A 19,722-nucleotide genomic window follows, 5' to 3' on the forward strand; every position below is an offset into this window, starting at 1 on the left:
TTCCCCGGATTCGGCACTGTCGGTGGCGGGCTCTACCGTGGCAGTCATGAAGATCTGCGTGTTCCTCTCCGCCGCCGACCTCGACGATCGCTATACCGTGCCCGCCCGTGAATTCGCCGAGCTGATCGGCCGCGGTGGGCACACCCTGGTCTGGGGCGGCTCCGAGAGCGGGCTGATGAAGGTGGTCGCCGACGGGGTGCAGGAGACCGGCGGGAAGCTGGTCGGGGTCTCGGTGGACTTCCTGGCCGCGAAGGCGCGGACCAACGCGGACGAGATGGTGATCGCGCGGGACCTCGCCGAGCGCAAGGCGCTGCTCCTGGAGAAGTCCGACGCGGTCGTGATCATGGTGGGCGGCACGGGCACGCTGGACGAGGCCACCGAGATCCTGGAGCTGAAGAAGCACGGCAAGACCACCAAGCCGGTCGTGCTGCTCAACACGGCGGGGTTCTACGACGGACTGCGCCAGCAGTTCCAGCGCATGGAGGACGAGGGCTTCCTCCCGCTCCCGCTGACCGACCTGGTCTTCTTCGCGAAGGACGGGGTCGGCGCCCTGGCCTACCTGGAGGAGTGGGCCGGCCTTCAGTGAGGTGCCCGCAGTGAGGCGCCGACGCTGGTGTGCGGGCGGCGGGGGGACCGGTGCGACGATGGGGGCATGCCCACTCACCTCATCACCGGTGCCGGTTCCGGTATCGGCGCAGCCGTCGCCCGCCGTCTCACGGAGCGGGGGGACGACCTCGTCCTCCTCGCCCGTGACGCGGGCCGCGCCAAGGAACTGGCCGCGCTCCATCCCGGCGCCCGTACGCTCGTCGGCGACCTGTCCAACCCGGACCGGCTGTCCTGGGCCTTCGGGCAGCAGCCGATGCCGGAGCGGCTGGACTCCCTGCTGCACATCGCGGGCGTCGTCGAGCTCGGCCGCGTCGGCGAGCTCACGCCCAAGGCCTGGCACTTCCAGCTCAACACCAACCTCGTCGCCCCGGCCGAGCTCACCCGCCTCCTCCTGCCCCAGCTGCGTGTATCCGAGGGCCACGTCCTCTTCGTCAACTCCGGCGCCGGCCTCGCCGCCCACGCCGAGTGGGCCGCCTACGCGGCCAGCAAGCACGGCCTGAAGGCACTGGCCGACTCGCTGCGCCACGAGGAGCACGGCAACGGGGTCCGCGTGACGTCCGTGTACCCGGGCCGCACCGCCGGCCCCATGCAGCAGAAGGTCCACCAGCAGGAGGGCAAGGAGTACGACCCCGCCCGCTGGATCGACCCCGAGTCCGTCGCCACCACGATCCTGATGGCGCTCGACCTGCCGCGCGACGCCGAGGTCAACGACCTCACGGTGCGCCCCGGCCGCTGAAGGGCTGCACGAAGGCGGCGGTCCGGTGGTCCCGCGGCGCGCCCGGCCGCCGGCAGCCCGGTCCGGGATCGGCCGTAGGCTTCCCGCGTGAGCGAGAAGAGCAAGTTCAGCGGGTGCCCGGCCACCGGAATCGGATCGATGCCCGGAGGGGACGCACGGGAGGCGGCGAAGACCGTCACCGGCTCCTTCGGAGACGGCCAGGGCGTGCCGTATCTGGCGGAACTGCCCGCGCGCGGTCCCGGTGCGGACATGATCGGACGGACCATCGGGCTGCTCGTCGAGATGTACGGACACGTCGAGCCGAGCGGCTGGCGCATCGGCGACCGGCCGGGGCGCGACACCCGCCGGGCCCGGTCCTGGCTCGGCGAGGACCTCGACGCCCTGGAGGAGTTCACCCAGGGATACGAGGGCCCGCTCAAGGTGCAGGCCGTCGGGCCGTGGACGCTGGCCGCCGCGCTGGAGCGCCGGAGCGGCGAGGCGGTCCTCGGCGACCCCGGCGCCTGCCGCGACCTGGCGGGCTCACTCGCGGAGGGGCTGCGCGACCACCTCGCCGAGGTGCGGCGCCGGATGCCCGGTGCGCGCGTGATCCTCCAGCTCGACGAACCGTCGCTGACCGGGGTCCTGCTCGGGCGGATCCGGACGGCGAGCGGCTACCGCACCTACCGGGCCGTGGACCGCCAGGTCGTGGAGGACACGCTGCGCGAGGTGCTGGGTGTGGCCGGCGAGGCCGCCACCGTCGTGCACACCTGCGCCCCCGACGTGCCGTTCGCCCTGCTGCGCCGCGCCGGGACCGACGGGATCTCGTTCGATTTCTCTCTGCTCACCGAGCGTGAGGAGGAAGCGATCGGGGAAGCGGTCGAGGGCGGGACCCAGCTGTTCCTCGGAGTGGTGCCCGGCACCGACCCGGCCTCGGGCGGATTGTCCGACCCGGGCGGTAGCGTCATGGGTGTCAGGACGCTGTGGCGCAGGCTGGGGCTGAATCCGGGGACTCTGACCGAGTCCGTGGCGATCACCCCCTCGTGCGGCCTCGCGGGTGCCTCGCCCGCGTACGCACGAGCCGCGCTCGCCCACTGCGCCCGGGCCGCGAAATCGCTCGCAGACAACCCTGAGTAACGGGGTCGGGTAACGGGAGGACGGGACGATGGCCGGCGAACAGCAGACCGCGGTGCCAGCGGAGGCGCAGGAGAGGCACAAGCTCCTCGCCGAGCAGATCGAGGAGCACCGCTTCCGCTATTACGTGAACGACCAGCCGGTCGTCAGCGACGCGGAGTTCGACCGGCTGATGCGTGAGCTGGAGGCCCTGGAGGACGCGCACCCGCAGCTGCGGACACCCGACTCGCCGACCCAGAAGGTCGCCGGGCCCTACCGGACACAGTTCACGTCCGTCGCGCACCGCGAGCGGATGCTGTCCCTGGACAACGCCTTCGACGACGAGGAGCTGACCGCCTGGGGCGAGCGGATCGCCCGGGACGTCGGCGCCACGGGCTACCACCTCCTGTGCGAGCTCAAGGTCGACGGCCTCGCCGTCAACCTCACCTACGAGCACGGCCTGCTGACCCGGGCCGCGACCCGCGGCGACGGCCGCACCGGCGAGGACATCACGCCCAACGTCCGCACGATCGCGGAGATCCCGCACCGGCTGAAGGGCGACCGGATCCCGGAGCTCGTCGAGATCCGCGGCGAGGTCTTCTTCCCGATGGAGGGCTTCGAGGAGCTGAACGCCCGGCTGGTGGAGGCCGACGACAAACCCTTCGCCAACCCGCGCAACGCGGCGGCCGGTTCGCTGCGCCAGAAGGACCCCAAGGTCACCGCCACCCGGCCGCTGCACATGGTGGTCCACGGCATCGGCGCCCGCGAGGGCTTCGACATCGACCGCCTCTCGCACGCCTACGAGCTGCTCCACGAGTGGGGCCTGCCCACCGCCAAGCACAACAGGGTGGTGGACTCCCTCGACGGCGTACGGGAGTTCATCGCGTACTTCGGCGAGCACCGGCACTCCGTGGAGCACGAGATCGACGGCGTCGTCGTCAAGCTCGACGAGATCCCGCTCCAGGGTCGGCTCGGCTCCACCTCCCGCGCCCCGCGCTGGGCGATCGCCTGGAAGTACGCGCCGGAGGAGGTCAACACCAAGCTGGTCAACATCCGCGTCGGCGTCGGCCGCACCGGCCGCGTCACCCCGTACGCCCAGGTCGAGCCGGTCGAAGTGGCGGGCTCCGAGGTCGAGTTCGCCACCCTCCACAACCAGAACGTGGTCCGGGCGAAGGGCGTCCTGATCGGCGACACGGTCGTGCTGCGCAAGGCCGGCGACGTGATCCCGGAGATCCTCGGCCCGGTCGTCGACCTCCGTGACGGCACCGAGCGGGCGTTCGTCATGCCCACGCACTGCCCCGAGTGCGGGACGGAGCTGAAGCCCATGAAGGAGGCCGATGTCGACGTCCGCTGCCCCAACGCCCGGACCTGCCGGGCGCAGCTGCGGGAGCGCGTGGCCTACCTCGCGGGCCGCAAGTGCCTGGACATCGACCACTTCGGATACGTCGCCGCCGCCGCGCTGACCCGGCCGCTGGAGCCCGTGGACCCGCCGCTGCGGGACGAGGGCGATCTCTTCGGACTGACCGTCGAGCAGCTGCTGCCCATCCGCGCCTACGTGCTCGACCCGGACAGCGGGCTGCCCAAGCGGGACCCGAAGACCGGTGAGGAGAAGACCGCCCTGGTCTTCGCCAACCAGCAGGGCGAACCCAAGAAGAACGCCCTGGCCATGCTGGACGCCATCGCCGAGGCGAAGCAGGCCCCGCTCGCCCGGATCCTCACGGGCCTCTCCATCCGCCACGTCGGGCCGGTCGCCGCGCGGGAGCTGGCCCGCCAGTTCCGGTCCATGGACCGGATCGAGGAGGCCACCGAACAGGAGCTGTCCGACGCCGACGGGGTCGGGCCGATCATCGCCGCCTCGGTCAAGCAATGGTTCGCCGTGGACTGGCACCGCGAGATCCTGGGCAAGTGGCGCGAGGCCGGGGTTCGGATGGAGGACGAGGGCGCCGGCGAGGAGGAGGGGCAGAGGCCGCTCGAAGGACTCACCGTCGTCGTCACGGGCACCCTGAACGGGCACACCAGGGACGGCGCGAAGGAGGCGCTCCAGAGCCGCGGGGCGAAGGTCACCGGTTCTGTCTCGAAGAAGACCTCCTTCGTGGTGGTCGGCGACAACCCCGGGTCGAAGTACGACAAGGCGATGCAGCTGAAGGTGCCCGTCCTGGACGAGGACGGCTTCGCGGTCCTGCTCGACGAGGGACCCGACGCGGCGCGCGAGGCCGCCGTCACGCCCGGGGAGCAGTAGGAGGGGGCCGGCGGGGACCGTGCCGGACGGCGCAGGGTGAGGAAGGGGTGACGCACCGTCGGATTCACCCGATCGGCGCATAGCAGATGCTGACGGGTGGTCGGTTTGCATTCGGGCAAGAGCGGTAGACCGCTGCCCGTGGAGCCCTTCGTCGGCCTACTGTGGGAAGACGCGCCTGCCGCACCCGGCCCACCGGGTGGGCCGGGGCGTGGTGGCACGGAACGGAACCATCAGGTGACATCGGCACCGCCGGCTGTGAGAGGGACGGAATGAGACCGACCGAGAACGCCGCACCGGTGTCGCGGCTGCAAGGTTTCGCCGGCCTCACGCCCAAGGTCGGCGCCGTCGTCGTGGCCCTCGCCACGGTGCAGCTGGCGACCGGTTTCTACCGGACCGTGAGCAGCGGACACGCTCTCTTCCCGAACGGGACGGCCGGCTGGTCGCTCGCCGTCCTCACCGGGATCATCGTCGGTCATCTGGTCGCGCTCGGCCGCGACCGCTGGTGGGGCGGCACCGGTTCGGGCGCCGCCCTCACCCTCGCCGTGCTGCTCCTCTACGGCTGGGTGCCCGCCGGCCTGGTCAGCCTGGTCGTGGTGGTGCTCGTCGGCGTGGCCCGCCGGCACCGCTGGCGGCAGGGGCTGCTGCACGGGGCGGTGGACATCCTCGGCGTGGGGGCGGCGGCGCTGGTCCTGGCGGCGTTCGGCGAGGTGCAGAGCGTCGAGGCGCCCTGGCAGCCACTCGACTGGGGCATCGACGCCGTCCCGGAGGTCCTGCTCGCGGCCTCCACGTATCTGCTCGTCACCCGGGTCCTGCTGTGGTACGCCCGGTCCCCGCAGGGCGGCGGACTGCCCACGGTCGCCCGCACCGCGCTCCTGCGGCAGGGACTCGTCGCCGTCGCACTCCTCGGGATCGCGCCGCTGATCTGCGTCGTCGCGATGGCCCTGCCGGTTCTGCTGCCCCTCTTCGCGGTTCCGCTGATCGCGCTGGACTCCACCCTCTGGATCGCCCGGGCCCGCGCCGAGGAGCAGCTGCGGGACCCGCTGACCGGCCTGCCGAACCGGCAGTGGCTGCTGGAGCGGACCTGGACGGCGCTGGAGGAGGCCGAGAGCCTCGGCAGCCGGGTCGGCCTCGTCCTGATCGACCTCGACCGCTTCCGGGCGGTCAACGACACCCTCGGCCACCTCGCCGGGGACCGGCTGCTGCTGCAGATAGCGGACCGGCTGCGGCTCGCCCTGCCGCGCGGCGCGGAGGCGGCCAGGCTGGGCGGCGACGAGTTCGCGGTCCTGCTGCCGACCGCGGACTCCACGACCAGCGCCCAGCGTGTCGCCCGCCATCTGGTGGCCGCACTCTCCTCGCCGCTCGACCTCGACGGACTCACGCTGGTGCTGGAGGCCAGCGCCGGCGTGGCCGTCTACCCCGACCACGCACTGGACGCGGAGGGGCTGCTCCGGCGTGCGGACGTGGCGATGTACCAGGCCAAGCGGGACCGGACGGGCGTGGAGGTGTACGAGTCGAAGCGCGACAGCAACACCCCGGACCGGCTCGGCCTCCTCGGCGATCTGCGGCGCGCGCTGGACGCCGGGGAGGTGGAGCTGCACTACCAGCCGAAGGTCCGCTTCGACGGCCAGGTGGCCGGGCTGGAGGCGCTGGTCCGCTGGGTGCACCCGGAGCGGGGGAGGGTCCCCCCGGACGAGTTCATCGCCATAGCCGAGTCCTCCGGGCTGATGCCGCACCTCACGGAGTACGTCCTGGAGACGGCCTTGGCCCAGGTCGCCCGGTGGCGGGCGCAGGGCCTCTTCGTCCCGGTCGCGGTCAACGTGTCCCCACGCGATGTGCACACCCCGGGGTTCGCGGGCGGCGTCGCGGCCCGGCTGGCCCGGCACGGCGTCCCGGCCGGCGCGCTGCAGCTGGAGATAACGGAGCACGTGCTGCTGGAAGACCCGCAGCGAGCGGCGGACACGCTGGCCGGCCTGACCGGACACGGCGTGAAGATGTCCCTGGACGACTTCGGTACGGGGTACTCCTCGCTCGTCCACCTGCGCCGGCTGCCGGTCAGCGAGCTCAAGATCGACCGGTCCTTCGTGGCCCGGCTCGCCATCGACCACGAGGACGCGGAGATCGTCCGCTGCACGATCGACCTGGCCCACTCGCTCGGCCTGGTGGTCGTCGCCGAGGGTGTCGAGGACGACGAGACGTGGGAGCGGCTGCGGGACCTGGGCTGCGACGCGGTGCAGGGCTGGCTGGTGGCGGCCGCGATGCCGCCCCAGGAGACGACCGCGTGGCTGCGGGCGCGCGGCGAGCACGGGTGGCGGCGGCCGGCGGAGCTGGCGGCGGCTGCGGCCGCGGCAGCCGCGGCGGGCGCGGCCCCCGCGGCGACGCCCGAGCTGGAGCAGCGGCCGTCCGGGCGGACGGTGGACTCGCGGCCCGCGACGACGTAGGGCGGGTGCGGGGGTTCGGGGTGCGGGCTGCGGTGAGGTGACCGGAGGCGCCCGGTGGCCGCTTTGTCCTCAAGCGCCGGACGGGCTTGTTCTCGCCGGACGGCCTGTTCCCCAGGTGGCCGTGGCCAGTCCGGGCGACCCCATAGGATTGGGCCAAAGCCAAACACACACCAACCCCTGAGGATCGCTGCATGCCTGGCATCACGCGCGAGGAGGTCGCCCACCTCGCCCGGCTGGCGCGTCTGGAGCTGAAGGGCGAAGAGCTCGATCACTTCGCCGGTCAGCTCGACGACATCATCGGCGCGGTCGCCCGCGTCTCCGAGGTCGCCGACCAAGACGTACCGCCGACCTCCCACCCGCTGCCGCTGACCAACGTCATGCGGGCGGACGAGGTCCGTCCGTCGCTCACCCCCGCGCAGGCGCTCTCCGGCGCCCCGGCCCAGGAGCAGCAGCGTTTCAAGGTGCCGCAGATCCTGGGGGAGGACTAAAAGTCATGACGGACATCAGCACCATCATCAAGCTCACCGCCGCCGAGATCGCCGCGAAGATCGCTTCCGGTGAGCTCACGGCCGTCGAGGTCACCGAGGCGCACCTGGCCCGGATCGAAGCCGTGGACGAGAAGGTCCACGCCTTCCTGCACATCGACCGCGAGGGCGCGCTCGCACAGGCCCGTGCCGTCGACGCCAAGAAGGCGGCCGGCGAGAAGCTGGGCCCGCTGGCCGGCGTCCCGCTCGCGCTGAAGGACATCTTCACCACCGAGGACATGCCGACCACCGTCGGTTCGAAGATCCTCGAAGGCTGGGTCCCGCCGTACGACGCGACCGTCACCAAGCGGCTGAAGGCCGCCGACGTCGTCATCCTCGGCAAGACCAACATGGACGAGTTCGCCATGGGCTCCTCCACCGAGAACAGCGCCTACGGCCCGACCGGCAACCCGTGGGACCTCACCCGCATCCCGGGCGGCTCCGGCGGCGGTTCGTCCGCGGCCCTCGCGTCGTTCGAGGCCCCGCTCGCCATCGGCACGGACACCGGCGGTTCCATCCGCCAGCCCGCCGCCGTCACCGGCACCGTCGGCGTCAAGCCCACCTACGGCGGCGTCTCCCGCTACGGCATGGTGGCCTTCTCGTCCTCCCTCGACCAGGGCGGGCCCTGCGCCCGTACGGTCCTGGACGCGGCCCTGCTGCACGAGGCCATCGCCGGACACGACCCGCTCGACTCGACGTCCATCGACGCCCCGGTCCCGCCGGTCGTCGAGGCCGCGCGCAACGGCTCCGTACAGGGCATGCGCGTCGGCGTCGTGAAGCAGTTCTCGGGCGAGGGCTACCAGGCCGGTGTCGTCCAGCGCTTCAACGAGTCGGTCGAGCTGCTGAAGTCGCTCGGTGCCACGATCGTCGAGCTGGACTGCCCGTCCTTCGACCTCGGCCTTTCGGCGTACTACCTCATCGCGCCGTCCGAGTGCTCATCGAACCTCGCCCGCTTCGACGCCATGCGCTACGGCCTGCGGGTCGGCGACGACGGCACGAAGTCCGCCGAGGACGTCACCGCGCTCACCCGCGAGGCCGGCTTCGGCGACGAGGTCAAGCGCCGCATCATCCTCGGTACGTACGCGCTGAGCTCCGGCTACTACGACGCGTACTACGGCTCCGCGCAGAAGGTCCGCACGCTGATCACGCGGGACTTCGAGAAGGCGTTCGAGCAGGTGGACGTCATCGTCTCGCCGACGACGCCCACCACCGCCTTCCCGATCGGCGAGCGCGCCGACGACCCGATGGCGATGTACCTCGCGGACCTGTGCACCATTCCGACCAACCTGGCGGGCAACGCCGCCATGTCGCTGCCCTGCGGCCTCGCGCCGGAGGACGGCCTGCCGGTCGGGCTGCAGATCATCGCCCCCGCCATGAAGGACGACCGGCTGTACAAGGTCGGAGCCGCCGTCGAGGCCGCCTTCGTGGAAAGGTGGGGGCACCCGCTGCTTGAGGAGGCTCCGTCGCTATGAGTGCCATGGCTAAGAAGGCCAAGAACTTCAAGAAGTCCAAGTCCGGCGTGTACGTGTCCCTGGGCACCACCGCTTTCGGCGCGCTCAGCGTCGTCAAGCAGGCGCGGATGGCCCGCCAGGACAACGACACGCTGCGGCTGATCGACGCCGCCGTATCCGCCGCCGCGATCGTGACCGGACTCGCGATCCTGTACCGCGAGCTCAAGCGTCTCGGTGACGACGACGTCCTGCTGGGCTGAGAGGGAAAGTTTCAGTGACTGTCATTGACCTGGAGTCGTACGAGGACGCCCTCGCGACGTACGACCCCGTCATGGGCCTCGAAGTCCATGTCGAGCTCGGCACCAAGACCAAGATGTTCTGCGGCTGCTCCACCGAGCTCAAGCAGGACGCCAACTCGCAGACCTGCCCGGTCTGCCTCGGGCTGCCCGGCGCGCTGCCGGTCGTGAACGAGATCGGCGTCGAGTCCGCCATCAAGATCGGCCTCGCGCTGAACTGCGAGATCGCCGAGTGGTGCCGATTCGCCCGGAAGAACTACTTCTATCCGGACATGCCGAAGAACTTCCAGACCTCCCAGTACGACGAGCCGATCGCCTTCGACGGCTATCTGGACGTCCAGCTGGAGGACGGGGAGATCTTCCGGGTGCAGATCGAGCGCGCCCACATGGAGGAGGACACCGGCAAGTCGACGCACGTCGGCGGCGCCACCGGCCGCATCCACGGCGCGTCCCACTCCCTGCTCGACTACAACCGCGCGGGCATCCCGCTCATCGAGATCGTCACCAAGCCGATCGAGGGAGCGGGCGCACGCGCCCCCGAGGTCGCCAAGGCGTACGTCGCCGAGCTCCGCGAGCTCATCAAGGCGCTCGGCGTCTCGGAGGCCCGCATGGAGATGGGCCAGATGCGCTGCGACGTGAACCTGTCGCTGCGCCCGCACGGCCGCGAGGCGTTCGGCACCCGTTCCGAGACGAAGAACGTGAACTCGCTGCGTTCCGTCGAGCGCGCCGCCCGCTTCGAGATCCAGCGCCACGCCGCGGTGCTGAACGCGGGCGGCACGATCGTGCAGGAGACCCGGCACTTCCACGAGGAGGACGGCTCCACCACGGCCGGCCGCATCAAGGACAACGCCGAGGACTACCGCTACTTCCCCGAGCCCGACCTGGTGCCGGTCGCCCCGGCCCGGGACTGGGTCGAGGAGCTCCGGGGCGGGCTTCCCGAGCTGCCGCGGCTGCGCCGCGCCCGGCTCAAGGAGGAGTGGGGCGTCTCCGAGCACGACATGCAGTCCATCCTCAACGCGGGCGCGGTCGACCTGATCGTCGCCACGACCGAGGCGGGCGCCCCGTCGGACCAGGCCCGCAAGTGGTGGATGGGCGAGCTCGCCCGTAACGCCAACGAGACCGGCCGCGCCCTCGACGAGCTGGGTGTCACGCCCGCGCAGGTCGCCCGGGTGGCCGAACTCGTCGCCTCCGGCGATCTCAACGACAAGCTGGCCCGTCAGGTCCTGGAGGGCGTCCTCGCGGGCGAGGGCGACCCGGACACCGTCGTCGAGAAGCGCGGCCTGAAGGTCGTCTCCGACGAGGGCGCGCTGTCCACGGCCGTGGACGAGGCCATCGCGGGCAACGCGGCGATCGCGGACAAGATCCGCGGCGGCAAGGTCGCCGCCGCCGGTGCGCTCGTCGGCGCCGTCATGAAGGCCACTCGTGGCCAGGCGGACGCGGCGCGCGTGCGCGAGCTGATCCTGGAGAAGCTCGGCGTCGAGGGCTGAGGCTCAGCCCTTCCCGTACGTCCCTGAAGGGGCGGTGCGTCCGGTTCTCCACCGGGTGCGCCGCCCCTTCGCGCATGTCCGCGAAGGCACTACTTCTTGAGCGTCGGAGCTCCCAGGATCAGATCACCCATGTCGCAGCTGTCCGCGGGGTCGGCGTAGGAGATGCTCAGCCGGAGCACCCCGGTCACCGGGACGGAGATGGTCTTCGGCCTTCCGAGCAGCACCTCGCCGGTGAAGCCGGGCTCGCCGTCGATCTCGATGGTGACCCGGGCGGCCTTGTCCGCGCGTCCGGTTCGGCCGCGCAGACGGACAGGATGCGCTCGCAGCGCTCCGGAGTCGCGGCCGCCAACTGCGGGAGCGCGCGCAGAGCGGCGCGCAGCAGTTTGGGGGTGCTGGGCGGGGCCTGGTCGCTGAGCAGGAAGTAGGCGATCGCACCGAAGGCGGTCAACGGCGAGAAGAGCCGGCTCCCGCGCGGGCCCCTTCCGGCCGGGAAAGCGGCCCGGGAGCCCAGCCGGATTGCGCTGTGCGACCCCCGTTGCGCCAGGCGCGCGCCCCCTCCGTGCGGCGGTACTTATGTCGCTCATATGTGGATCCGATGCCTGTGACTAAGGCCACGAAACGGGCAAACGATCACAGTTCGCTGTCAGAGTGACGGTTCTCAAGGTCATGCGTTCTCACGCGGACGGTTCTGCCGAACCTCCGTGGAGACCACGAACCCGCAGGGAGCACGTCCCTTGGCTGCCATCGCCCGCTGGTGCGTCACGCACCGCCTCCTCGCCGTCCTCATCTGGCTGCTCGCCCTCGGCGGCGCGGCGGCCGCGGCGGGGTTCGCGGGTTCCGCCTACTCGAACGACTACGAGGCCCCGGGCACCGAGTCCGGGCGGGCCGCCGAACTGCTGAAGGACGGCTTCACGGACCTCGGCGGTGACACCGACACCATCGTCTGGCACACCGACGACTCCACCGTGCGGGCCGCCGACGTCACCCAGAAGATGACCGCCACCCTGCGCGCCGTCGAACGGCTGCCCGGCGTGGGAGCCGTCACCGGGCCGTACACGGACCCCGGATCCGGGCAGATCAGCGCCGACGGACACACCGCCTACGCCACCGTCACCTTCGACCGGCAGGCGGACGACGTCCCCGTCGGCCAGGTCCACGCCGTCGTCGACACCGCGAAGTCCGCCGCGGGCGAGCACCTCCAGGTCGAGCTGGGCGGCTCCGCCATAGCCCTCACCGAGGCGCCGGCCGCGCATCTCAGCGAGGCCGTCGGGGTGGCCGTCGCCGCCGTCGTGCTCTTCCTCGCCTTCGGCTCGCTCGCCGCCAGTCTGCTGCCCATCGCCACCGCCCTCGTCTCGGTCGGCACGGCGTACGCGGGCATCATGCTGCTCGGACACCTGATGACGGTCGCCGATTTCGCGCCCATGCTCGGCATGCTCGTGGGGCTCGGCGTGGGGATCGACTACGCGCTGTTCATCGTCACCCGGCACCGCCGAGGGCTGCGGCGCGGCATGACCGTACCCGAGGCGGCCCAGCACGCGGTCGCGACGACCGGGCGGGCGGTCGTCTTCGCCGGGGCGACCGTCTGCATCGCGCTGCTCGGCATGCTCATCCTGCGCCTGAGCTTCCTCAACGGCGTCGCCGTCGCCGCCTCGCTCACCGTCGTCCTGACCGTCGCGGCCTCCGTGACCCTGCTGCCCGCGCTGCTCTCCCTCATCGGCATGCGGGCGCTGAGCCGGCGCGAGCGCGGACGGCTGGCCGCGCACGGCCCGCAGCCGGAGCCGGCCACGGGCTTCGCCGCCCGCTGGTCCGCCTTCGTGGAGCGGCACCCCAAACTGCTCGGCGCCCTCGCCGCCGCCGTGATGCTGCTCCTCGCCCTCCCCACCTTCTCGCTCCACCTGGGCAGCTCCGACCAGGGCAACAACGCGAAGTCCTCCACCACCCGGCAGGCGTACGACCTGATCGCCGACGGCTTCGGTCCCGGCGTCAACGGACCGCTGACCGTCGCCGCGCACCTGGACGGCGCCGACGACCGGCTCGCGATGGACACCCTGCCCGCGACGCTGCGCGCCACCGACGGGGTCTCCTGGGCCTACCCGGTGACGTACAACTCCAGCGGCGACACCGCGTACGTCACCGTCGTCCCGGACTCGGCGCCGCAGTCCCGGCAGACCAGCGAGCTGGTGGACCGGCTGCGGACGGACGTCCTGCCGAAGGCGTCGGAGAACACCTCGCTCCGGGCCCATGTGGGCGGTGTGACGGCCAGCTACGACGACTTCGCGCAGGTCGTCATCGGCAAGCTGCCGCTCTTCATCGGCGTCGTCGTGGGACTCGGCTGTCTGCTCCTGCTGATCGCCTTCCGATCGGTCGGCATCCCGCTGAAGGCCGCGGTGATGAACGTGGCGGCGGTGGCGTCCTCGTTCGGCGTCGTCGTGGCGGTCTTCCAGTGGGGCTGGGGGAGCGAGCTGCTGGGCCTCGGCAGCGCCGGCCCCATCGAGCCCTTCCTTCCGGTGATCATGGTGTCCGTGCTCTTCGGTCTCTCGATGGATTACCAGGTGTTTCTGGTCGGCAGGATGTACGAGGAGTGGCTGGAGACCGGCGACAACCGGCGGGCGGTCCGGGTCGGGCTGGCCGAGACGAGCCGGGTGATCAACTCGGCGGCCGTGATCATGATTTCGGTGTTCCTCGCCTTCGTGCTAAGCGGCGACCGGGTCATCGCCATGTTCGGCATCGCCCTCGCCGCGGCCGTGGCCCTGGACGCGTTCGTGCTGCGCACGCTTCTGGTCCCCGCGCTCATGCACATGCTGGGCGGCGCGAACTGGTGGCTGCCCGGGTGGCTGGACCGGCGACTGCCGCGTATCAGCATCGAAGCACCCGGCCGAGGTCGCGGGGCGCCTCGAGCGAGGATCCCGGCGGCGTACGCGGGCGGGGCCGGGGCGGAGGCCGAGGAGGCCGTGGCGGCTGCTCAGCGGGTGCACTGACCCGGGCGTTAAGGGGGTTCTCATCTGCCGCACCTAGCGTGCGGCAGATGAACTCCACCACCCCCACCACTCCCGTCGCCGAGGGCGACACCACCACCGACGCACCCGTGACCGGGGAAGCGGTCACCCGGCTCGACAAGACGGGCCCGGAGTCCGGCGCCGACCAGGACCAGGACCTCGACCCGGAGCAGGACCTGGACGACGACGAGCCAGAGCACGACGCCGACGACTCGGACAAGGAACAGTCCTCCGCCCTCGCCGCCGCGGCCGTCGTCTCCGCCGGACTCGGCATCGTCTCCCTCACGGGAGCCTGGAGCGGCCGGGTCGCCGCCGAGCGCGAGACGCTGATCGGACAGATGAAGACCTCGTCCGGCGGCTCGGCCGCACAGCAGATCTCCGAGATCTACGGCGATGCCTGGCACGCCACCGCGCTGGTCAACGGTCTCTTCGGCCTGCTCGCGCTGCTCGTCGGCGTGTACGTCCTGGTGCGTCCGGCGTTCGGCGCCCCGTCCGCGCACCCCCAGCCGGGCTGGATCCGCGCGGTCGCCAAGGGCGGCATCGCCCTCGGCGTGCTGGGCGTACTGATCGCCGTGTGCATGTACTTCGACCTCATCGTCGCCCTGCCGACGGCACCGGCCAGCGCCGGCTAGGTCGCGTAGGCCGCCTCGGGGCCCGGTCTAGGGCATGCCCCGGGTCTCCGGGCGGGCGCGTGCGGTGGCGTAAGCGCCTCCCTAAGGCTCCCGCCCGCCACAGATGCGGAACTCGCCCGATGCGGCACCACCCCCTGGGAGACGACAGTGGTGGCACGGCAGAAACACTGCCGCCACCGAGGCCCAACGGGCCCGTCTCCAGGGGGCATCACATGTACGAGCTGGAACTCCACAAGATCATGGCCGCCGAACTGCACCGCCGCGCCGACAACGAGCGGCTCGTCCGCGAGGCCCGCCGGGCCCGGAAGGCGGCCCGTGTCTCCGCGCGCCAGGAACGCGAGAGGACGGTGAGTGCGGACCGGGAGCGGTTCGCGCACGCCGCGTAAGGACGGACGACCGTGCCCGTACGGCTTCCCGGCTCCGCGTTGTCGGACCCGTGTGCGATGCTCGGCGACGTGCAGACCAGGTCAGTCAGTCCCGTGTTCGTCGGCCGCGCAGCGGAACTCACCGCGCTCACCGACGCGCTCGCCCGTGCCGACGGGGGCAGTGAGCCGCAGGCGCTCCTCGTCGGCGGCGAGGCGGGCGTCGGCAAGACCCGTCTGGTCGAGGAGTTCCTCGCGGTCGCGGTCCGCCGCGCGGCCGTCGTCGCCGTCGGCGGCTGCGTGGAGATCGGGGCAGACGGCTTGCCGTACGCCCCCTTCTCCACCGCCCTGCGCGCTTTGCATCGCACCCTGCCCGAGGAGATGGCCGCGGCCTGCGCGGGCCAGGAGGGCGAGCTGGCACGGCTCCTTCCCGAACTCGGCGAGGCCGGCCGGGACGCCGCCGACGAACACGGCACCGCCCGCCTCTTCGAGCTCACCGCCCGGCTGCTGGAGCGCATCTCCGCCGACCGCACCGTCGTACTCGTCCTGGAGGACCTGCACTGGGCCGACTCCTCCACCAGGCACCTGCTCGCCTACCTCTTCCGTACGTTGCGCAACGGCCGTCTCGTCGTGATCGGCACCTACCGCGCCGACGACATCCACCGCCGCCACCCGCTGCGCCCCCTGCTGGCCGAACTGGACCGGCTGCGGACCGTGCGCCGCATCGAGCTATCCCGGTTCAAGCGGGCCGAGGTCCGCCGCCAGCTCGCCGGCATTCTCGCCGGCACCCCCGAACCCGCCCTGGTGGACGAGATATTCGAGCGGTCCGACGGAAACGCCTTCTTTGTCGAGGAGCTCGCCTGCAGTCTGGAGTGCGGTGACGGGGCCGGGCTGTCCGGCTCCCTGCGCGATCTCCTCCTGGTCCGTGTCGAGGCCCTCTCCGACGATGCCCAGAAGGTCGCCCGCATCATCGCCGAGGGCGGCTCCGCCGTCGAGTACGAACTGCTGGCCGCCGTCGCCGGACTTGCCGAGGACGAGCTGATCGAGGCGCTGCGTGGAGCGGTCGGCGCCAATCTTCTGCTCACCACCCCGGAGGGCAACGGCTACCGCTTCCGGCACTCCCTGGTCCGTGAAGCCGTCAGCGACGATCTGCTCCCCGGCGAACGGTCCCGGCTCAACCGCCGTTACGCCCAGGCGCTGGAGGCCGACCCCGCCCTCGTCCGCGACGGCGAGCGCGCCACGCGCCTGGCCAGTTACTGGTACGGGGCGCACGACCCGGCCAAGGCGCTGCCCGCCGTGCTGAAAGCCTCGGTCGAAGCGCGTCACCGCAACGCCTACGCCGAGCAACTGCGGCTGCTGGAACGGGCGATGGAGCTTTGGGACGATACGCCCGAGGACGTACGCCGTACCCTGCGCCCGCTCGACTACGCCGAGGTCTACCCGGCCTGCGGCCGTGACGGCTCCATGCCGCTGAGCCATCTCGACCTGATGGCCGAGGCCACCGTCGCGGCCCGCTTCGGCGGCGAGCGCGAACGGGCGTTCACCCTCTGCAAGAAGGCCCTGCGCGTCCTGGAGGGCGAGGACGACGCCCTGCGCGCCGCCTGGTTCTGGGTCCAGCGCTCCCGCCTGGTCCAGGACCTCACCCGGGGCGACGGCTGGGAGGAACTGGCCACCGCCGAGGAACTGGTCCGGGGCCTGCCCCCGTCGGCCGTGCACGCGGACGTCCTGACGAGTGTGGCCGGCTGGGGCGCGCTGCACCGGCCAGGCCCCGACACCCTCGCCGCCGCCGAGCGGGCCGTGGAGTACGCCCGGCTGGTCGGCGACGAGTACATCGAGCTGCACGCACGGCTCACCCGGGGCTGGCTGAACGCCGACGCCGGAGCCGTCGACGAGGGCATCGCCGAGATATACGCCGCACGGGACCGGGCCGAGGAGCTGTGCCTCGTGGGCGTCATAGGCCGGGCAAGCATCAACCTCCCCTCGACGCTCGAAGCCATGGGCCGGTCGCTGGAGGCGGTGGCCGCCGCCGACCACGGCATCGAGGTCTGCCACAGCCACGGCGTCGCGGACATGGAGTCGTGGGCCCGCACCAATCAGGCGATGTCGCTGTTCTCCCTCGGCCGCTGGGACGAGGCCCTGGCCACGGCCGAGGCAGCCGCCCGCACCGCACTCTCCCGGAAGTCGCAGGCCCTGGTCGCCGCACGCCGCACCGAAGTGGCCCTGGCACGCGGGGACATTGCCGAGGCCGAACGGCAACTCGCGCTGTGCAAAAGGGGCTTCGGGTCCAGCGATCAGCAGCCGCAGCACTTCATCAACATCGTCCGCCACACCATCGCCATCGCCGTGCAGCAGGGCGCCCTGTCCGAGGCGCGGGCGGCCTTCGAGGCCCAGGCCGAGCAGGGATTCCCGCCCGGCACCCAGCGGTACGCGTTCCCCCTGCTGCACGTCGTCGCGGCGGCGGAGGCCGACGCCCGGGGGCTGCCCGCTACCGAACCCGGCCGGCCGGCGGTCCTCGCGCTCGTCCGCGGCCATCTCAAGCGGCTGCCGGCGCTCGTCCCCGTATGGGCGGCCTACGGCGTGCTGATCGACGCCGAACTGGCCCGCGCCGAAGGCCTCGACACCCCGGACCACTGGTCCCGCGCCGCCCAGGCCTTCGCCCCCCTGCACCGCCCGTACGAACTGGCGCAGATCCGCCACCACTGGGCGGAGGCCCTCCTCATCGCCTCCGGCGACCGGGCCGCGGCCACCGTCCTGCTGCGCGACGCCCACGGCACCGCCCGGCGGCTCGGGGCACGCCCGCTGACCGAGACCATCGAGCTGCTCGCGGGACGCGCCCGCATCCCGCTCACCGATCCCGACGCGGCTCCGGGCTCCGCCGACACCATCCCGGTGGCCGTGACCGTCCCCGACGGCGACGAACCGGGCGGCCAGGACCACGGGGAGGAACAGCTGCGGGCCGCGGCGGCCGCCGCTGTGGAGTCCTTCGGGCTGACCCCGCGCGAGCAGGACGTCCACCGGCTCGTGGCCGCCGGCCACACCAACCGCAGAATCGCCGAAGAGCTCTACATCTCACCCAAGACAGCGAGCGTCCACGTCTCCAACATCCTCGCCAAGCTCGGCGTCTCCGGCCGCGGCGAGGCGGCCGCCCTCGCCCACCGGCTGCGGCTGTACCGGATGCCGAAGGACTCGTAGGGCCCCGCGAGGTGCGCGGGCCCGTCCGGGCGGGTCCTGCGAGGTCAGGCCCCGCCGCCGCCCGCCTCGCCGTCGTCCGTATCGTCATCGCCCCGGTCCCCGTCCGTTTCCCCGGGGTCCGGGTCCGCGTCGCGGCGGCGGACCACGACCTTGCCCGAGGTCAGGTCGATGGGGCCGCGCGCGGGGTCGCCGACGCCGAGGTCCACTCGGGTCAGCTCCAGCCGTTTCTGCTCCTCGGCGGTGTGCTTGCGACCGGGTGCGAAGAGTTCCTCGAAGAAGTTGAACACGGGCCGCGCACCCTTCCGCCGCTGTAGCCGCTAACGCACCTCGGCCACCAGGATCCTGTCGTCTCCCGGCTTCGGGGTGCCCCGCGAGTCCGTCTCGCTCGTGACAATCCAGAGCCTGTTGCCCCCTGCCGCGAGCACGGTGCGCAGACGGCCGTACTTCCCCTTCAGGAACGCCTGGGGGGCCGCCAGAGGTTCCTTGTCCGCCGTACCGGACAGGGGAATCCGCCAGAGCCGCTCACCCCGCAGGCCGGCCATCCAGATCGAACCCTTGACGAAGGCGATACCGCTCGGGGACGCCTCGGACGTCTTCCACTGTGCCACGGGGTCGACGAATCCCGCCTGGCCCGCCTTGCCCTCGGCCTCGGGCCAGCCGTAGTTGCCGCCCGGCACGATCCGGTTCAGCTCGTCCCAGGTGTCCTGGCCGAACTCGGACGCCCACAGCTGCTTCTGCCCGTCCCAGGCCAGGCCCTGCACATTGCGGTGACCGGACGAATACACGACGGAGTCGGCCTGCGGATTGCCGTGCAACGGCTCGCCGTCCGGGGTCATCCGCAGGATCTTGCCCGCGAGGGACTTCTCGTCCTGCGCGAGTCCGTTGTCCCCCGTCTCGCCCGTGCCCGCGTACAGCATGCGGTCCGGGCCGAAGGCGATCCGGCCGCCGTTGTGGATGGCGCCCTTCGGGATGCCCCGCAGAATCGTGTCGGGGGCGCCCAACAGCTGACCGGGGGTCGTGCCGTCCTCGTCGTAGAGCATGCGGGCGATGCGGTTGTCCGAGGCGGTGGTGAAGTAGGCGTACACCAGGTGGTCCGTGCCGTAGTCGGGGGAGACGGCGAGGCCGAGCAGCCCGCCCTCGCCCGCCGCCGCCACTCCGGGGACGGTGCCGAGCAGCGTCTTCTTACCGCTCTTCGCGTCGACGCGGGTGATCGTCCCCTTGTCACGGGAGGACACCAGCAGATCGCCGTCCGGCAGCTCCGCGAGACCCCAGGGCGAGTCCAGGCCCTCCGTGAGCGTCGACACCACCTTCACCGAGCCCTTCGCCGGCGGCAGACCGGTCGCGGGACGCGAGGCCGACGGCGAGGTGGACGGCGACGCCGTCCCGCCCGACGGAGCCGCGGGTGACCCGGCCGGTGTGCTCGCACCCTGGCCCGCGGTGCTCTCGGCTCCCTCCTGCGAGGAGCACCCCGCGGCGAGCATGAGGGCGCCGGCTGCCAGCACGGCCAGCGCACCGCGCCGCGCACCGCGACCACTCCCGGAGGGGGGGGGGGGGGGGCGCCGCGGGGCCCGCCCCGGGGCGGCCCCCCCCCCCCCCCCCCCACCCACCCCCCCCCCCACCCCCCCCCCCCGCAGCATACACCCCCGCCGCGCCCCCGGTTCCCGACGCCCCCCG

16 protein-coding genes are annotated in these 19,722 nt (G+C 72.1%); 13 read left to right on the forward strand and 3 right to left on the reverse strand.

The genetic code is table 11. The annotated features are described in order from the left end of the window. Positions 1-46 precede the first annotated feature (46 nt). From ABTX18_RS10160 to gatB, 9 genes are all read left to right on the forward strand, one after another. A complete protein-coding gene (locus ABTX18_RS10160) occupies positions 47-586 on the forward strand; it encodes an LOG family protein (protein ID WP_328896502.1) in 540 nt (179 codons plus the stop codon). 66 nt (positions 587-652) lie between these two features. Beyond that, complete coding sequence (locus ABTX18_RS10165) at positions 653-1,342, forward strand: SDR family oxidoreductase (protein ID WP_352122270.1); 690 nt, start codon at positions 653-655, stop codon at positions 1,340-1,342. Positions 1,343-1,429: 87 nt separating this feature from the next. Beyond that, on the forward strand, positions 1,430-2,455 hold the full coding sequence (locus ABTX18_RS10170) for a methionine synthase (RefSeq protein WP_352122271.1): 1,026 nt from the start codon (positions 1,430-1,432) through the stop codon (positions 2,453-2,455). A 28-nt stretch (positions 2,456-2,483) separates the two neighbouring features. Beyond that, positions 2,484-4,670 (forward strand): NAD-dependent DNA ligase LigA, encoded by a 2,187-nt coding sequence (gene ligA / locus ABTX18_RS10175; RefSeq protein ID WP_352122272.1) that lies wholly within the window; start codon positions 2,484-2,486, stop codon positions 4,668-4,670. A gap of 269 nt (positions 4,671-4,939) precedes the next feature. Then, positions 4,940-7,108: a putative bifunctional diguanylate cyclase/phosphodiesterase gene (locus ABTX18_RS10180; RefSeq protein ID WP_352122273.1), complete on the forward strand. Its 2,169-nt coding sequence runs from the start codon at positions 4,940-4,942 to the stop codon at positions 7,106-7,108. A gap of 191 nt (positions 7,109-7,299) precedes the next feature. Next, on the forward strand, positions 7,300-7,596 hold the full coding sequence (gene gatC, locus ABTX18_RS10185; protein ID WP_003966094.1) for an Asp-tRNA(Asn)/Glu-tRNA(Gln) amidotransferase subunit GatC: 297 nt from the start codon (positions 7,300-7,302) through the stop codon (positions 7,594-7,596). Positions 7,597-7,601: 5 nt separating this feature from the next. After that, positions 7,602-9,104, forward strand: coding sequence for an Asp-tRNA(Asn)/Glu-tRNA(Gln) amidotransferase subunit GatA (gatA, locus tag ABTX18_RS10190; RefSeq protein ID WP_352122274.1), 1,503 nt, complete (start codon positions 7,602-7,604; stop codon positions 9,102-9,104). Next, on the forward strand, positions 9,101-9,343 hold the full coding sequence (locus tag ABTX18_RS10195; protein ID WP_136329351.1) for a hypothetical protein: 243 nt from the start codon (positions 9,101-9,103) through the stop codon (positions 9,341-9,343). The genes gatA and ABTX18_RS10195 overlap by 4 nt, the downstream gene beginning before the upstream one ends. 14 nt (positions 9,344-9,357) lie before the next feature. Further along, positions 9,358-10,866 (forward strand): Asp-tRNA(Asn)/Glu-tRNA(Gln) amidotransferase subunit GatB, encoded by a 1,509-nt coding sequence (gatB, locus tag ABTX18_RS10200; protein WP_352122275.1) that lies wholly within the window; start codon positions 9,358-9,360, stop codon positions 10,864-10,866. A gap of 89 nt (positions 10,867-10,955) precedes the next feature. Here the strand turns inward: gatB and ABTX18_RS10205 are convergent, their stop codons facing one another. Further along, positions 10,956-11,090, reverse strand: a complete 135-nt coding sequence (locus tag ABTX18_RS10205) for a hypothetical protein (RefSeq protein WP_352122276.1) — start codon at positions 11,088-11,090, stop codon at positions 10,956-10,958. A gap of 510 nt (positions 11,091-11,600) precedes the next feature. On the opposite strand from ABTX18_RS10205, the gene ABTX18_RS10210 reads away from it, so the two are divergent. From ABTX18_RS10210 to ABTX18_RS10225, 4 genes are all read left to right on the forward strand, one after another. Then, positions 11,601-13,844: an MMPL family transporter gene (locus ABTX18_RS10210; protein ID WP_352122277.1), complete on the forward strand. Its 2,244-nt coding sequence runs from the start codon at positions 11,601-11,603 to the stop codon at positions 13,842-13,844. 38 nt (positions 13,845-13,882) lie between these two features. Then, on the forward strand, positions 13,883-14,494 hold the full coding sequence (locus ABTX18_RS10215; protein ID WP_503061119.1) for a hypothetical protein: 612 nt from the start codon (positions 13,883-13,885) through the stop codon (positions 14,492-14,494). Positions 14,495-14,706: 212 nt separating this feature from the next. After that, entirely contained in the window at positions 14,707-14,880 is a 174-nt protein-coding gene (locus ABTX18_RS10220) for a hypothetical protein (RefSeq protein ID WP_352122279.1), read from the forward strand. A 57-nt stretch (positions 14,881-14,937) separates the two neighbouring features. Next, on the forward strand, positions 14,938-18,048 hold the full coding sequence (locus ABTX18_RS10225) for a helix-turn-helix transcriptional regulator (protein WP_352122481.1): 3,111 nt from the start codon (positions 14,938-14,940) through the stop codon (positions 18,046-18,048). 44 nt (positions 18,049-18,092) lie between these two features. On the opposite strand, the gene ABTX18_RS10230 is transcribed toward ABTX18_RS10225, so the two are convergent. Both ABTX18_RS10230 and ABTX18_RS10235 read right to left on the reverse strand, forming a co-directional pair. Further along, positions 18,093-18,335 carry a DUF6191 domain-containing protein gene (locus tag ABTX18_RS10230; RefSeq protein WP_352122280.1) on the reverse strand — a complete coding sequence of 81 codons (243 nt, stop codon included), beginning with the start codon at positions 18,333-18,335 and terminating at the stop codon, positions 18,093-18,095. Positions 18,336-18,365: 30 nt separating this feature from the next. After that, entirely contained in the window at positions 18,366-19,556 is a 1,191-nt protein-coding gene (locus tag ABTX18_RS10235; protein ID WP_352122482.1) for a PQQ-dependent sugar dehydrogenase, read from the reverse strand. Positions 19,557-19,722: the final 166 nt, after the last annotated feature.

The sequence above is a fragment of the Streptomyces sp. NPDC096323 genome (assembly GCF_040302845.1).
Taxonomy (GTDB): Bacteria; Actinomycetota; Actinomycetes; order Streptomycetales; family Streptomycetaceae; genus Streptomyces.